The organism is Pseudomonas sp. LARHCG127 (assembly GCF_052871455.1).
In genome coordinates, this window is record NZ_JBIXJT010000017.1 from 1 (window position 1) to 13,951 (window position 13,951).

General features: G+C 61.4%; 14 protein-coding genes. 7 read left to right on the plus strand and 7 right to left on the minus strand.

The genetic code is table 11. The features are described 5' to 3' along the window. Nucleotides 1-42 precede the first annotated feature (42 nt). The 4 genes from ACIPQ1_RS24180 to ACIPQ1_RS24195 form a co-directional block, all read right to left on the minus strand. Nucleotides 43-426 (minus strand): DUF6124 family protein, encoded by a 384-nt coding sequence (locus ACIPQ1_RS24180; RefSeq protein WP_446534906.1) that lies wholly within the window; start codon nt 424-426, stop codon nt 43-45. 553 nt (nt 427-979) lie between these two features. Beyond that, on the minus strand, nt 980-1,363 hold the full coding sequence (locus tag ACIPQ1_RS24185; protein ID WP_446534907.1) for a DUF6124 family protein: 384 nt from the start codon (nt 1,361-1,363) through the stop codon (nt 980-982). Between the two features lie 470 nt (nt 1,364-1,833). Next, on the minus strand, nt 1,834-2,466 hold the full coding sequence (locus ACIPQ1_RS24190; protein ID WP_122567276.1) for a TetR family transcriptional regulator: 633 nt from the start codon (nt 2,464-2,466) through the stop codon (nt 1,834-1,836). A 157-nt stretch (nt 2,467-2,623) separates the two neighbouring features. Next, the gene (locus ACIPQ1_RS24195) at nt 2,624-3,115 is read right to left on the minus strand and encodes a hypothetical protein (protein WP_446534908.1); all 492 of its coding nucleotides are present in this window, start codon (nt 3,113-3,115) and stop codon (nt 2,624-2,626) included. Nucleotides 3,116-3,491: 376 nt separating this feature from the next. Here ACIPQ1_RS24195 and ACIPQ1_RS24200 point away from each other — a divergent pair, with 376 nt between their 5' ends. Beyond that, complete coding sequence (locus ACIPQ1_RS24200) at nt 3,492-5,567, plus strand: AsmA family protein (protein WP_411386363.1); 2,076 nt, start codon at nt 3,492-3,494, stop codon at nt 5,565-5,567. A 119-nt stretch (nt 5,568-5,686) separates the two neighbouring features. Here the strand turns inward: ACIPQ1_RS24200 and ACIPQ1_RS24205 are convergent, their stop codons facing one another. After that, nucleotides 5,687-6,217, minus strand: a complete 531-nt coding sequence (locus ACIPQ1_RS24205) for a ferritin-like domain-containing protein (protein WP_186707806.1) — start codon at nt 6,215-6,217, stop codon at nt 5,687-5,689. A 57-nt stretch (nt 6,218-6,274) separates the two neighbouring features. Next, a complete protein-coding gene (locus ACIPQ1_RS24210; protein ID WP_411386364.1) occupies nt 6,275-7,216 on the minus strand; it encodes a LysR substrate-binding domain-containing protein in 942 nt (313 codons plus the stop codon). Nucleotides 7,217-7,354: 138 nt separating this feature from the next. Between ACIPQ1_RS24210 and ACIPQ1_RS24215 the strand changes: the two genes are divergently transcribed. From ACIPQ1_RS24215 to ACIPQ1_RS24230, 4 genes are all read left to right on the plus strand, one after another. After that, on the plus strand, nt 7,355-7,993 hold the full coding sequence (locus ACIPQ1_RS24215; RefSeq protein WP_446534909.1) for an FMN-dependent NADH-azoreductase: 639 nt from the start codon (nt 7,355-7,357) through the stop codon (nt 7,991-7,993). 116 nt (nt 7,994-8,109) lie between these two features. Further along, nucleotides 8,110-9,000 carry an esterase/lipase family protein gene (locus ACIPQ1_RS24220; RefSeq protein ID WP_411386366.1) on the plus strand — a complete coding sequence of 297 codons (891 nt, stop codon included), beginning with the start codon at nt 8,110-8,112 and terminating at the stop codon, nt 8,998-9,000. A gap of 213 nt (nt 9,001-9,213) precedes the next feature. Then, nucleotides 9,214-9,486: a PsiF family protein gene (locus ACIPQ1_RS24225; protein WP_186707797.1), complete on the plus strand. Its 273-nt coding sequence runs from the start codon at nt 9,214-9,216 to the stop codon at nt 9,484-9,486. Between the two features lie 219 nt (nt 9,487-9,705). Continuing rightward, on the plus strand, nt 9,706-10,719 hold the full coding sequence (locus ACIPQ1_RS24230) for an AI-2E family transporter (RefSeq protein ID WP_446534910.1): 1,014 nt from the start codon (nt 9,706-9,708) through the stop codon (nt 10,717-10,719). Between the two features lie 120 nt (nt 10,720-10,839). Here the strand turns inward: ACIPQ1_RS24230 and ACIPQ1_RS24235 are convergent, their stop codons facing one another. Then, on the minus strand, nt 10,840-12,114 hold the full coding sequence (locus ACIPQ1_RS24235) for an Hsp70 family protein (protein ID WP_446534911.1): 1,275 nt from the start codon (nt 12,112-12,114) through the stop codon (nt 10,840-10,842). A 293-nt stretch (nt 12,115-12,407) separates the two neighbouring features. On the opposite strand from ACIPQ1_RS24235, the gene ACIPQ1_RS24240 reads away from it, so the two are divergent. Together ACIPQ1_RS24240 and ACIPQ1_RS24245 are read left to right on the plus strand one after the other, a co-directional pair. Next, nucleotides 12,408-13,346 (plus strand): DnaJ C-terminal domain-containing protein, encoded by a 939-nt coding sequence (locus tag ACIPQ1_RS24240; RefSeq protein ID WP_181287345.1) that lies wholly within the window; start codon nt 12,408-12,410, stop codon nt 13,344-13,346. Nucleotides 13,347-13,570: 224 nt separating this feature from the next. Continuing rightward, the gene (locus tag ACIPQ1_RS24245; RefSeq protein WP_250965635.1) at nt 13,571-13,870 is read left to right on the plus strand and encodes a chaperone modulator CbpM; all 300 of its coding nucleotides are present in this window, start codon (nt 13,571-13,573) and stop codon (nt 13,868-13,870) included. Nucleotides 13,871-13,951 lie beyond the last annotated feature (81 nt).

The window sequence follows — 13,951 nt, forward strand, 5'->3', positions numbered from 1 at the left end:
TGCTCGCGATGGCGTCGGCCCAGCTTGCATCAAAGCAAGGCGCTACCCCTTGGCACCAGGCGCCGCCATCTCCTTGGCTTCCAAATGATCCAACGCCCGCTCGACCAGCAACTGCACCCCATCGGCCATGCGACTGATCGCCAGGGCGACACAGCGGCGTGAGTCATCCACGTCGTCAGCCAGGTCGGCGGCGATGGTGCTGATGGAGAGCAGGTCTTCGGAAGCGTTGGCGAGCAGGGTCTCGGTGTCGATGTGGGGGGACACGATGAAGAGCTGGTTTTTATCGGGTTCGGGCGGTGAGGCGGGCTTGGGCTTGAGGTAGTAGTCGAGGGCGCGGGTGGCGGCGTCATCGAGCTTTTTTTCTTCCTGCGCTTGGACGCGAGATTTGTGGCCGCTTTGCGGGGGATTCGGAGTTGCTTTGAACATAGTGAAAATTCCTGGAAGTGGAGCCGGCACCCTCCGATTGCACGTCGAAAAATGGGTGGCAGCTGTACGTAGGTGTGCAAGACCGGTCCAGGAACCCGGCAGACCCGAAGGTCTCCCACGCGCAGCCGCCATAACAGTCGGCGAGCATAAAAAAATGCTCGGCGAATAGCCATAACGAATGCGTTCCTGGATCGGACTTGCACGTCCGTATCACCGTTTTTGCGATGACGAACAGAGGTTAGCGGCGCTCGAAAGCGCTGCCTAGTTCATGAACAGCCCGGCGTGTTGAAGGAAATGTCCGAGGGTTTGGCGGGGAAAAGCACCAAAAGATCGCAGCCGTCCGCAGCTCCTACAGAAATTGCCACATCTCCCAGGCGGTTCTTCGGGAGGCGGTGTGTCAGATGAGCAATCAGGGGGCTGATACACCGCTATCGCGAGCAGGCTCGCTCCCACAATGGATTGGTGTTGAGCTTGAGATTCGGTTCGACTCAGAACCCTGTGGGAGCGAGCCTGCTCGCGATGGCGTCGGCCCAGCTTGCATCAAAGCAAGGCGCTACCCCTTGGCACCAGGCGCCGCCATCTCCTTGGCTTCCAAATGATCCAACGCCCGCTCGACCAGCAACTGCACCCCATCGGCCATGCGACTGATCGCCAGGGCGACACAGCGGCGTGAGTCATCCACGTCGTCAGCCAGGTCGGCGGCGATGGTGCTGATGGAGAGCAGGTCTTCGGAAGCGTTGGCGAGCAGGGTCTCGGTGTCGATGTGTGGGGACACGATGAAGAGCTGGTTTTTATCGGGTTCGGGCGGTGAGGCGGGCTTGGGCTTGAGGTAGTAGTCGAGGGCGCGGGTGGCCGCGTCATCGAGCTTTTTTTCTTCCTGCGCTTGGACGCGGGATTTGTGGCCGCTTTTTGGCGGATTTGGAGTGACCTTGAACATATCTATGTACCAGAGTTGGGGTCGACATCCTTTCGCTTGCATTCGAAGAGGTGGCAACTGTGCGTAGGTGTGCAAGACCGGCTGGTACCCCCGGCAGACCCGAAGGTCTCCCACGCACAATCGCCATGACGGACGCGAGCATAAAAAAATGCTCGGTCAATAGCCATGACCAATTGCGTACCAATCCGGACTTGCACGTCCGTGTCACCGTTTTTTTTTGCGATGACGAACCAAGGTTAGCGGCACGAAACCAGGGTGCCTAGTTCATGAACAGCCCGGCGTGTTGAAGGAAATGTCCGAGGGTTTGGCGGGGGAAGAGGACCGAAAGATCACAGCGGGCGGCAGTTCCTACAGAAATTGCCACATCTCCCAGGCGGTTCTTCGGGAGGCGGTATGTCAGATGAGCAATCAGGGGCTGATACACCGCTTTCGCGAGCAGGCTCGCTCCCACAGAGGAGGCACGTTGATAGTTATTCGGTACTGCCCAACCCTTGCCAATGCTTGAGGCCAATGAAGATGAATCGCAGTTGCTGGGTAATCTTCGCCTGGGGCGTGAGGTGTTCGGGGAGGGCTTGGGCGGGCGGGTCGATGATGTCCGGCAGGGTGGCGAATACGCTCTTGACGATAAGATCGGCCATCACGCCCAGGGCGGCCAGGTCCAGGTGCTGCAGCTTGGGCATCAACGCCAGGTCGGCGGCCAGGTCCGAGCTGATGTCTTCGCGCAATTGAGCAATGGCCTGGCGCACCGGCAGGGAGCCGCCGTATTGCTCGCGGGCCAGGAACAGGAATTGGGATCGGTTGACTTGAACCACATCGAGAAAGATCCGTACCGACGCATCGATGATGCCACCCATGACGAATTCGTTGTGGCGGACCAGGCGGATGGTTTCGCGGAAGGTCTGGCCGACTTCGCTGACCAGTGCCAGGCCCAGTTGGTCCATGTCCTCGAAGTGCCGGTAGAACCCGGTGGGCACGATGCCCGCCGTCCTGGCGACTTCCCGCAGGCTCAGGCTACCGAATCCCCGGCCGCACTCCATCAAATGACGGGCTGCGTCCATCAGGGCAATACGTGTCTGTTGTTTCTGTTCGGCGCGGGGCAGCATCGCAAGGCTGGCTTCTGATTCACGGGAGCGGTGCACTCTAGCAAATCGGCTTTGCCGACGTCGAACGGTAGAGGGGGATCGGGCGGGGAAAACGAAGGGCTTGAAAAGTCAAAAGCCCGATTGCAGGAATCGGGCTTTTTTCTGGGCCACCATGGGCTCAGCTCACGGTGCTGTTGCGTTCGATCACACGATCACCACCACCTTCGGCGAGGGTTTGGCCTGGAGTGCGGTCGGAACCATCGGCTGCCAAGGTTTGGCCTGGAGTGCGGTCGGAACCATCGGCTGCCAAGGTTTGGCCTGGAGTGCGGTCGGAACCATCGGCTGCCAAGGTTTGGCCTGGAGTGCGGTCGGAACCATCGGCTGCCAGGGTTTGGCCTGGAGTGCGGTCGGAACCATCGGCTGCCAGGGTTTGGCCTGGGGTGCGGTCGGAACCGTCAGCTGCCACGGTATCGCTCTGCTTGGTACGGTCATAACCGTCTTCGGCCAGGCCTTTTTCTTCCAGGCGATCACGTCCACCTTCGGCAACCGTCTGGCTGTAGACAGAGTGGCTGTCCTTGACCTGTGGCGTGGCTTGTTCGGAAGCTGGCAGTGCGAAGGCAGTAGAGGCCAGCAGTGAAAGGGACAGGCTCATCAGTAATTGGCGTTTCATGATCGTTGCTCCTTGGGAGGGCGATAAAGTGGGTACGAGGGCAATGCTACTCTCGATAAGTCGATATAAAAGTTCATAAACGCAATGGTAATAATCAACGGAATTGATTGTTCGCAGCGAAGGCTCTAGAACGGGCGTTTCCGAGGTGCTGTTTTGCACCGTGGTGGGTATTTTGTACCCATCGCTGCCTCGCAAATGTGCGGGGGCGGTAACAGTTTGTTGGCCGATCAGTCAGAATCCTGGCATCTTTTTGTGCCGTTCATCGGCACCTGTTGGCCGTTTCGCCAGTCCAACCCTTCATGACGAACCGGTGCAGGTTCGTATTTAAAACAGCGCCGCGGTTGCGGATGCTGACTTGTCATCAGGAGCCTTGTGCATGACGCGCACCTCGAAAATTCTCGCCTGGAGCTTTGCCAGCCTTGTTGTCTTGCTGGCGGTGTTGGTACTGGTCATCGCTTTCTTCAACTGGAACCGCATCAAGCCCTCGCTCAACGCCAAGGTTTCCGAGGAATTGCATCGTCCCTTCGCCATCAACGGCAACCTGGCGGTGATCTGGCAGCGTGAGCCGGAAGAAGGTGGCTGGCGCGCCTGGTTGCCGTGGCCCCATGTGGTGGCCGAAGACTTGAGCCTGGGTAACCCGGATTGGTCGAAAACGCCGCAAATGGTCACGCTCAAGCGTGTCGAGCTGCGCGTTTCGCCCCTGGCCTTGCTGGCCCGGCGAGTGGCGATTCCCCGCATCGACTTGACGGAGCCCAACGCCAATCTGCAGCGCCTGGCGGACGGGCGCGCCAACTGGACCTTCCAATTCGATCCGAAAGACCCGGACGCCGAGCCGTCCAGCTGGGTGGTGGACATTGGTGCCATTGGTTTCGACAAGGGGCACGTCACCCTTGACGACCAGACACTCAAGACCCGCCTCGACCTGTTGATCGACCCGTTGGGCAAACCCATTCCGTTCAGCGATATCGTCGGTGACAAAGCCGCAAAAAAAGCCCAGGGCCAAGGCGCGACGCCACAGGACTACGCGTTCGCCTTCAAGGTCAACGGGCAGTATCACGGGCAAAACCTGACCGGCTCCGGCAAGGTCGGTGGTTTGCTGGCACTGAAGGATGCGTCACGACCTTTTCCACTCCAGGCCCAGGCGAAGATCGGTGACACACGTGTCGAGCTGGCCGGCACCCTCATCGACCCGCTGAACCTCGGGGCGCTGGATTTGCGCCTGAAACTGGCGGGCAACAGCCTCGCCAATCTCTACCCACTGACCGGCGTGACCCTGCCGGACTCACCGCCTTACGCCACCGATGGCCGCTTGATCGCCAAACTGCATGAGCCGGGTGGAGCGCTGTTTCGCTATGAGGGGTTCAACGGCAAGATCGGCGACAGCGATATCCATGGCGACCTGGCTTACGTCGCCAGCCAGCCGCGGCCGAAACTCAGTGGCGCGCTGGTCTCCAATCAACTGCTGTTCAGCGACTTGGCGCCGTTGATTGGTGCTGACTCCAACACCGAGCAAAAGGCTCGCGGCGGCGCCAGCAAACAGCCGACCGGCAAGGTCTTGCCCGTAGAAGAGTTTCGCACCGAGCGTTGGCGCGTGATGGACGCCGATGTGGAGTTCACCGGCAAACGCATTGTCCATAGCGAGCAGCTGCCGTTCACCGACCTGTACACCCATCTGGTGCTCAACGACGGGCAGTTGAGTCTTGAGCCCCTGCGTTTCGGTGTGGCCGGTGGCCGCCTCGATGCGCAGATCCGCCTCAACGGGCGCACCCGGCCGCTGGAAGGCCAGGCGAAGCTGACGGCACGGGGGTTCAAGCTCAAGCAGCTGTTCCCGGGTTTCGAGCCGATGAAAACCAGCTTCGGCGAATTGAATGGCGATGCCGACATCGCCGGGCGCGGCAATTCGGTGGCGGCGTTGCTGGGCACCTCCAACGGTACGCTGAAAATGCTCATCAACGATGGCGCCATCAGTCGGGAATTGATGGAGCTGGCGGGACTGAACGTTGGTAACTACGTGGTAGGGAAAATCTTTGGCGACAAGGAAGTAAAGATCAACTGCGCGGCAGCCGACTTCGACATCAAGACGGGCCTGGCGACCACGCGCCTGTTCGTGTTCGACACCGAGAACGCGATCATCTACATCGACGGCACGGCGAACATGGCGAGTGAACAATTGGACCTGACCATCACCCCCGAGTCCAAGGGTTGGCGCCTGATTTCCCTGCGTTCACCCTTGTATGTGCGGGGCACGTTCGCCAAGCCCGCCGCCGGGGTCAAGGCCGTACCCCTGATGCTGCGCGGTGCCGGGATGGTGGCGTTGGGCGTGATCGCCGCGCCGGCGGCCGGGTTGCTGGCGCTGGTGGCGCCCAGCGGCGGAGAGCCGAACCAGTGCGCGCCGCTGTTGGAACAGATGAAGGCGGGCAAGGCGCCGGTGACGGTCAAGCCTACCCGGTAGCCGAGCCTTGCAGTGATACTGCCGGCCCCATCGCGAGCAGGCTCGCTCCCACATTCGACCGAGTTTCTTCAGGAAGAATGCGGTCCCCTGTGGGAGCGAGCCTGCTCGCGATGGCGGTATCAGAGATCAGCCAGGATATCGGCCATGTCATCGGCATGCTCTTCTTCCTGGGCCAGGATGTCTTCGAAGATGCGCCGGGTGGTCGGGTCTTTTTCGCCAATGTATTGGATGATTTCCCGGTAGCTGTCGATGGCGATCCGTTCGGCCACCAGGTCCTCGTACACCATTTCCTTGAGGGTGTTGCCCGCTATGTACTGGGCGTGGGAATTGCGGGTCAACAGGTCGGGGTTGAACTCCGGCTCGCCGCCCAACTGCACGATGCGCTCGGCGAGTGTGTCGGCGTGTTCGGCTTCCTGGTTCGCATGCTCGAGGAACTCACTGGCGGCCACGCTGGCCTTGAGACCGGTGGCCATGAAGTAGTGGCGCTTGTAGCGCAACACGCAAACCAGTTCGGTGGCCAGCGCTTCGTTGAGCAGGCGGATGACCTCCTGGCGATCGGCGCCGTAGCCTTCGGTCACGGCGCCGTTCTGCACGTTTTGCCGTGCCCGTTCGCGCAGGGTGGTTACATCGGATAAGTGCATGTCGCTCATCTCGTTCTCCTGGAGGCTGATCCGGTTGAGGCGTCACGCTCTGCTGGCGCGATCACTCTAAATGTGAGTGACGCGGTCTTGAAAAAGTTTTACTGAATTTTTCAGCGCATAACCGGACAGTCGTGCCTCCTCCCCCAACCACTGGAAGAACGCCCGCACCGGCGGATGGCGTTCGCGGCCCGGGACGCACAGGGCGCTATAGCCGGCGCCGCTGACCTGGACGTCCGGGCGATAGCCCACCAGCAAGCCGCTGGCGATGCTTTGCGAAGCGAGGATATTGCTCGCCAGCACCAGGCCCTGCCCGGCGATCGCGGCTTGCAAGGCGTAATGCTCCTCGTCGTACTCGCGGATGCACGGCTGACGGGTGAGCCAGGTTTCCCCGGCCTGGGCGCACCAGGCATCCCAACCATGGGCGTACAGCTTGGAGTTGTGCCAGCGCACGCTGATCAGCGTCGGTGGCTGCCGGGCCGCCAGGGCCACCTGTTCAGGCGAGCCATAGACCCCGAAGCTTTCATCGAACAGGCACATGCCGTACAGGTTCGGGTAGGCGTCGAGGCTGTAGCGCACCACCAGGTCGACGCTGGCGTCCTGGTGCAGGTCGATCACCTCGCAATGGGTGTCCAGGCGCACGTTGATGTTCGGGTGGCGCGCATAAAAGCGCCCCAGGCGAGGCACCAGCCACAGGGCGGCAAACGCGGCGGTGGTGGACAGGGTCAGGTGGGTGGTGCTGCGTTGCGGTCGCAAGGTATCGACGCTCTGCGCTACCTCCAGCAAAGCCCCGTGCAAGCTGTGGAACAAGCGTTGCCCGCCGTCGGTGAGGCGGACCTGGCGGGGCAGGCGTTCGAACAGGACCAGCCCCAGCCAACTCTCCAGCGCTCGAATCTGGTGGGAGATCGCTGTAGGCGTCACCGACAACTCCGCCGCTGCCGCCTTGAAACTGAGCAACCGCGCGGCGGATTCGAAGGCGCGCAGGGCGTTGAGCGGCAGGTTGGCGAACATCCGGATTCTCCTGAAAAACGCTGCGGATGAAATTAACTCATCCAGATGAACTAACGCTCATTTGTCTGCTGGCAGCATCGGGCTTCAATCTGCGCCACACAAGCAGTGTTGATTGTAGCCGCATAAAAGGAGATTCAGATGAGCAAGATTCTTGTGGTGCATGGCAGTCCCCGTGGCGAGCGCTCTCATTCCCGACGCCTGGCCGAGGCGTTTGTTTCGGCGTGGCAGGCCGCGAACCCGCAATCCCAATTGACCCGCCGCGAGGTCGGACGGACGGTGATACCGCCGGTCAACGAAGCCTTTATCGCGGCGGCGTTCTACCCCGAGCCCCAGAATCGACCGTTGATCATGCAGGCGGACCTGGCCCTGAGCGATGCCTTGGTCGAGGAGCTGCAAGGCCATGACCGCATGGTGATCGCCGCGCCCATGCACAACTTCAGCGTGCCCAGCGGCGTGAAGGCCTGGATCGACCAGGTCGTGCGCATCGGTCTGACGTTCAATCACAGCCTGGATAACGGCGTGTCGCACTACGAGCCGCTGGTGCTGGGCAAGAAGGCGCTGATCGTGACCAGTCGCGGTGATTTCGGTTTTGGCCCCGGCGGCCAACTGGAGAGCATGAACCACGCCGACACGCTGTTGCGCACGGTGCTGGGGTTCATCGGCATCACCGATGTGACGGTGGTGGCCGCCGAAGGTGAAGAGTCGGCCGAGCGCAGTTTTGCGTTGTCCTGTGCCGAGGCCGAGGAGCGTTTGCTGGCGTTGGCGCGGTCCTTCTAAAGGGACTGCTGTGGCCTGACGGGAGCAAGCGCCCTCGCCACGGATTCATCCGGGTGTCATAGACTGGTCATCATCGGTACTGATGCTGATCACCTCTTGATCACAAGGATGTCGCCATGTCGCAACGCTGCGCCACTCGTTACCCGCTGGTGCTGGTCCCGGGCATGCTCGGGTTCATCCGCCTGGTGCTGTATCCGTACTGGTATGGAATTGTCTCGGCGTTGCGTCGCGGTGGGGCCGTGGTGGTGGCGGTGAAGGTATCGCCGCTGCATTCGTCCGAGGTGCGCGGCGAGCAGTTGCTGGCGGTGATCGACGACATCCTGCGGCAAACCGGTGCGCAGAAGGTCAACCTGATCGGCCACAGCCAGGGCAGCCTCACCGCCCGTTACGCCGCCGCCAAGCGCCCGGACCTGGTGGCCTCGGTCACGTCGGTGGCCGGCCCCAACCACGGCTCCGAACTGGCTGATTACCTGCAACGCCACTACCCGGCCGACAGCGCCAAGGGGCGCGTGCTCAGTGCCGTGCTACGCCTGATCAACGCCCTGATGAGCCTGCTGGACACCGGCTATCGCGGGCCGAAGCTGCCGGTGGACCTCCACGCGTCCCACGTCTCCCTGACCACTGCTGGCGTGGCGCTGTTCAACCAACGTTTTCCACAGGGGCTGCCGCTCACTTGGGGTGGGCAGGGGCCGGAAGAGGTCAATGGCGTGCGCTATTACTCATGGTCCGGCACCTTGCAGCCGGGCATCACCGATAAAGGGCGCAACCTGTTCGACGGCACCAACCGCACGTGCCGTTTATTTGCCCGCACCTTTGTCCGGGAAGCGGGGCAATGCGACGGCTTGGTCGGACGCTACAGCTCCCACCTGGGCACGGTCATCGGCGACGACTATCCGCTGGACCACTTCGACATCGTCAACCAGTCGCTGGGGCTGGTGGGCAAGGGGGCGGAGCCGATCCGGTTGTTTGTCGAGCATGCCGAGCGGTTGAAGGCTGCCGGGGTGTAGCCAGTTGGACCGCGTTACCGTTCATCGTCGGATCGCCGCCCGGAGCAAGCTCGCTCCCACAGGGGATCTGCAGCGCTCGGTCCATTGTGGGAGCGAGCTTGCTCGCGATGGCGATAGACCAGGCACAGGAGATCCAACAGATGAAGGTGTAACAGGCGTTGTCTACACTGCACCCCATCGCCACCCCCTCGTGTGGCAGCCAGGAGAAACACCATGAAGATGCTTCGTGTGCCTTTGTTGATGATCGGTTTGCTGCTGTGTTCCCAGGGCTTCGCCGAGACGGCGCAGCAGAGCAAGATGACCACCTGCAATGCCGACGCCACCGCCAAGGCGCTCAAGGGCGACGAGCGCAAGGCGTTCATGAGCAATTGCCTCAAGGCTACCCCGCAGGAGCGCATGAAGAGCTGCAACGCCACCGCCACCGAGCAGGCGCTGAAGGGCGATGCCCGCAAGGCGTTCATGAGTGAGTGCCTGAAGAAAAAGTAGATGTTTGACCTCTAAGGCCCCATCGCGAGCGAGCTCGCTCCCACAATGGACCGGGCAACGCCGATCTACTGTGGGAGCGAGCTTGCTCGCGATGGGGCCAGCGCATAGTTACAAATATCCCCTGAACTGCGACGAAGGTCGGCCGACACAATCCCTAGTGCTGCCAGCGGATCGCTGGCAGACTGCCGATCCTTTCACGCCGTTTTGTCCTGAGGCTGTATGCCAACGTTTTCTCAGCGTCATGTGTTGTTGGTGATCAGTTGGGTGATCATTTTTGGTGGGTTGTTGCTGGTGCTGCCGCTGCGCCTGTTGCCGAGCCTGCTGGCCGGGCTGCTGGTGTTCGAACTGGTCAACATGCTCACCCCGCAGTTGCAGCGCCTGATCGAAGGCCGCCGTGCCCGCTGGCTGGCAGTGGCGTTGCTCGGCACGCTGGTGGTCAGTGTGCTTTCGTTGATTTTCGCCGGGGCCTTCAGTTTCCTGCTCCATGAAGCAGAAAACCCAGGCGCGTCCCTGGACAAATTCATGACGGTGGTCGACCGCGCCCGTGGACAATTGCCGCCGTTCATCGACGCCTACCTACCGGCCAGCGCTGCCGAGTTCCGAGTGGCAATCGGCGACTGGGTGAGCAAGCACCTGAGCGACCTGCAACTGGTGGGCAAGGACGCTGCCCACATGTTCGTGACCTTGCTGATCGGCATGGTGCTGGGGGCCATCGTTGCCCTGCAGCGCATTCCCGACCTGACCAAGCGCAAGCCCCTGGCCGCGGCGCTGTTCGATCGCCTGAACCTGCTGGTCAAGGCGTTTCGCAACATCGTCTTCGCCCAGATCAAGATTTCCCTGCTCAACACCTTCTTCACCGGAATTTTCCTGGCGGTGGTGCTGCCGCTGTTCGGCATTCAGTTGCCTTTGACCAAGACCCTGATTGTGATGACGTTCCTGCTGGGGCTGCTGCCGGTGATTGGTAACCTGATGTCCAACACCCTGATCACTATCGTCGCCCTGTCGTTGTCGATCTGGGTGGCGGTGGCGGCGCTGGGTTACCTGATCGTGATCCACAAGCTCGAATACTTCCTCAACGCCCGTTTCGTCGGCGGGCAGATCAGCGCCAAGTCCTGGGAATTGCTCATGGCAATGCTGGTGTTCGAAGCCGCATTCGGCCTGCCGGGGGTGGTGGCGGGGCCGATTTATTATGCGTATCTCAAGAGTGAGTTGAAGCAGGTGGGGATGGTTTGATCCGATAGATGGGGTGTCTGGTCTGCCCCATCGCGAGCAAGCTCGCTCCCACAATGAACCGAGCACTGCAATCCCCTGTGGGAGCGAGCTTGCTCGCGATTCAGGCGCCTCGGTCCTGGTTCAGACCTGGCTCCCATACCGCTTCATCGCCTCGATCGCCAACCCGCTGCCGATACTGCCGAAGATATTGCCTTCCACATGCCGCGCCTGGGGCAGCATCGCCGAGACGCTGTTGCGCAGCGCCGGGATGCCGCTGGAACCGCCGGTGAAGAACACCGTATCGACCTGATCGACCCGCACGTTGGCATCGCTGAGCAGTTGCGTGACGCTGCCGCGTACCCGTTCCAGCAAACCGTCGATGGCCGACTCGAACAAGGCCCGGCTCAGGTCCACGCTCAGGCCTGGCTCGATCCGGTCCAGGAGCAAATGGCGCTGCTCGGTGTGGGTCAACTCGATCTTGGTTTCTTCCACTTCCATCGCCAGCCAGTGCCCGGCGCGCTGTTCGATCAGCTTGAACAGCCGGTCGATGCCGCCGGTGTCTTCGATGTCGTAGCGCATGCTGCCCAGGGCCAGGGTGGACTTTTGCGAGTACACCGCGTTGATGGTGTGCCAGGTCGCCAGGTTCATGTGGTGGCTGGTGGGCATGTAGGCACCGCTTTTCATGCGGCTGCCGTAGCCGAACAGCGGCATCAGGCCGGCCAGGGAGAGTTGCTTGTCGAAATCGGTCCCGCCGATGTGCACGCCACCGGTGGCGAGGATGTCAGCGTGACGGTTGTCATGCATGCGCCGCTCGGGCGACAGGCGCACCAGGGAGAAGTCCGAGGTCCCGCCGCCGATGTCGACGATCAGCACCAGCTCTTCTTTTTGGATGGTCGATTCATAATCGAAGGCCGCTGCGATGGGCTCGTATTGGAAGGAGACTTCCTTGAAGCCAATGGTGCGGGCAACGTCCACCAGGGTGTTTTCCGCTTCCTGGTCGGCCAGCTCATCGTCATCGACGAAAAACACCGGGCGCCCCAGCACCACTTCTTCGAATTCCCGACCGGCGGCGGCTTCGGCGCGTTGTTTCAACTGGCCGATGAACAACCCCAACAGATCCTTGAACGGCATGGCCGTGCCGAGCACGCTGGTGTCGTGCTTGATCAGCTTGGAGCCCAGCAGGCTCTTGAGCGAGCGCATCAACCGGCCTTCGTAGCCTTCCAGGTATTCGTGCAGGGCCAGGCGGCCATACACCGGGCGGCGTTCCTCGAGATTGAAAAAGACCACCGAGGGCAGGGTGATCTTGTCGTCCTCCAGCGCGATCAACGTTTCCATGCCGGGGCGCAGCCAGCCGACGGTGGAGTTGGACGTGCCAAAGTCGATGCCGCAGGCACGGGCCGGGGATGCGTTTTTCATGTCTTTCGGGTTCCAGTTGAAAAAACGGCCGCGCAGTGTATGCCAGTGGGACGCGGATTCGAAGGCCGGTTATCTGCTAATTCTCGAACGCGGGCCTTGAAAGACTCTCTTATACCCCCAAACTTGCTGGCATGAGCCGGTAGCACAGGGCGGATGCAAGAACCGCCACCCGCTGCCGATAAACTTCTGACGTGCCGCCCGGTCCCAATCTTGAGGTCGGTCAACCCGCTGTCCGGTTATCCGGGCAGGCTGTGCGTGGCGGTGCGACATCGATAACGGATGGTGATGCTTAGATGGACTTCAAAGACTATTACAAGATCCTGGGTGTCGAGCCCACGGCGGACGACAGCACGATCAAGGCTGCCTACCGCAAGCTGGCGCGCAAATACCACCCGGACGTGAGTAAAGAGAAAGACGCCGAGACCAAGTTCAAGGACGTCTCCGAAGCCTATGAAGCGTTGAAAAGCGCCGACAAGCGCGCCGAGTACGACGACCTGCGCCGGTATGGCCAGCACGGCCAGCCGTTCCAGGGACCACCGGGCTGGCAGAGCCGTGGCGGTTTTGGCGGCCAGGACACCGGGGATTTCTCGGACTTCTTCAGTTCGATTTTCGGTAATCGCGGGCCGGGTTTCGGCGGCGGACAGTCAGGTCGCAGCGCCGGCCGTCGAGGGCAAGACGTGGAAATGGAATTACCGATCTTCCTGGAAGAAACCCTGTCGAACGAATCGAAGAAGGTCACCTTCCAGGTGCCGCAATACAACGCGGCGGGCCAGCACGTGAGCAACACTAGCAAGAGCCTGAACGTGAAGATCCCGCTGGGCGTGACCGATGGCGAGCGTATCCGCCTCAAGGGCCAGGGCGCGCCGGGAATCGGTGGTGGCGCCAATGGGGACTTGTACCTGACCATTCGTTTCGCGCCGCACCCCAAGTTCGACGTCGAAGGCCAGGACTTGATCATCACCTTGCCCCTGGCGCCATGGGAGTTGGCACTGGGCACCGAGGTCGCGGTGCCGACCCTCACCGGCAAGATCAACCTCAAGGTCCCGGCCGGCAGCCAGAACGGCCAGCGCATGCGCGCCAAGGGCCACGGCCTGCGCAACAAGGCCGGTGAACGCGGCTATTTGTTCGTGCAGCTCAAGGCCGTGATGCCCAAGGCCAGCGACGAATCGGTCAAGGCCCTATGGGCCGAGCTGGCGAAGAAAGCCGCGTTCGATCCTCGGGAGAACTTCTGACCGGTAATCACAGGCCTGGCAACACAACCCCGTGGCGAGGGAGCTTGCTCCCGCTGGGCTGCGAAGCAGCCCCAAAACCATTCGATACGGTGCGCCAGGGAAAACCGGTAGGCAGGTTTTACGACTGCTGCGCAGCCGAGCGGGAGCAAGCTCCCTCGCCACAAAACCGGGTTTTCCACAATCCTGGCTAGACTCGACAGTTGAAGCATTGGGAGAAGCAGACCATGAACGACCCGATCATTGAACTGAACCTGATGGAATTCTGTGAAGCCGCTGCGCTGGCGGATGTCCACGTGATTGAAATCGTCGAGCACGGCATCCTCGAGCCTCACGGCGCGGCACCTACGGACTGGCGTTTCACCGATTATGAACTGGTCCTGGCACGCCGGGCCGCCAAGCTGCGCCACGAATTGGAACTGGAATGGGACGGTGTCGCCCTGGCCCTGGATCTGTTGGAGGAGGTCCAGCAATTGCGATCCGAGAATCGCCGGCTGCGCCAGCAATTGGGCCGTTGGGTGGAGTAAGAACGGCAGGCGTACTCGCCGGGTCTTGCAGAAAAAACGATAGATAGTTACCGCACTGGCCGGTGATGCGCTGGGTAGGCT

Coding starts and splice junctions, on each gene's coding strand:
- ACIPQ1_RS24180 (WP_446534906.1), bottom strand. CDS start 426: ATGTTCAAAGCAACTCCGAATCCCCCGCAAAGCGGCCACAAATCTCGC.
- ACIPQ1_RS24185 (WP_446534907.1), bottom strand. CDS start 1,363: ATGTTCAAGGTCACTCCAAATCCGCCAAAAAGCGGCCACAAATCCCGC.
- ACIPQ1_RS24190 (WP_122567276.1), bottom strand. CDS start 2,466: ATGCTGCCCCGCGCCGAACAGAAACAACAGACACGTATTGCCCTGATG.
- ACIPQ1_RS24195 (WP_446534908.1), bottom strand. CDS start 3,115: ATGAAACGCCAATTACTGATGAGCCTGTCCCTTTCACTGCTGGCCTCT.
- ACIPQ1_RS24200 (WP_411386363.1), top strand. CDS start 3,492: ATGACGCGCACCTCGAAAATTCTCGCCTGGAGCTTTGCCAGCCTTGTT.
- ACIPQ1_RS24205 (WP_186707806.1), bottom strand. CDS start 6,217: ATGAGCGACATGCACTTATCCGATGTAACCACCCTGCGCGAACGGGCA.
- ACIPQ1_RS24210 (WP_411386364.1), bottom strand. CDS start 7,216: ATGTTCGCCAACCTGCCGCTCAACGCCCTGCGCGCCTTCGAATCCGCC.
- ACIPQ1_RS24215 (WP_446534909.1), top strand. CDS start 7,355: ATGAGCAAGATTCTTGTGGTGCATGGCAGTCCCCGTGGCGAGCGCTCT.
- ACIPQ1_RS24220 (WP_411386366.1), top strand. CDS start 8,110: ATGTCGCAACGCTGCGCCACTCGTTACCCGCTGGTGCTGGTCCCGGGC.
- ACIPQ1_RS24225 (WP_186707797.1), top strand. CDS start 9,214: ATGAAGATGCTTCGTGTGCCTTTGTTGATGATCGGTTTGCTGCTGTGT.
- ACIPQ1_RS24230 (WP_446534910.1), top strand. CDS start 9,706: ATGCCAACGTTTTCTCAGCGTCATGTGTTGTTGGTGATCAGTTGGGTG.
- ACIPQ1_RS24235 (WP_446534911.1), bottom strand. CDS start 12,114: ATGAAAAACGCATCCCCGGCCCGTGCCTGCGGCATCGACTTTGGCACG.
- ACIPQ1_RS24240 (WP_181287345.1), top strand. CDS start 12,408: ATGGACTTCAAAGACTATTACAAGATCCTGGGTGTCGAGCCCACGGCG.
- ACIPQ1_RS24245 (WP_250965635.1), top strand. CDS start 13,571: ATGAACGACCCGATCATTGAACTGAACCTGATGGAATTCTGTGAAGCC.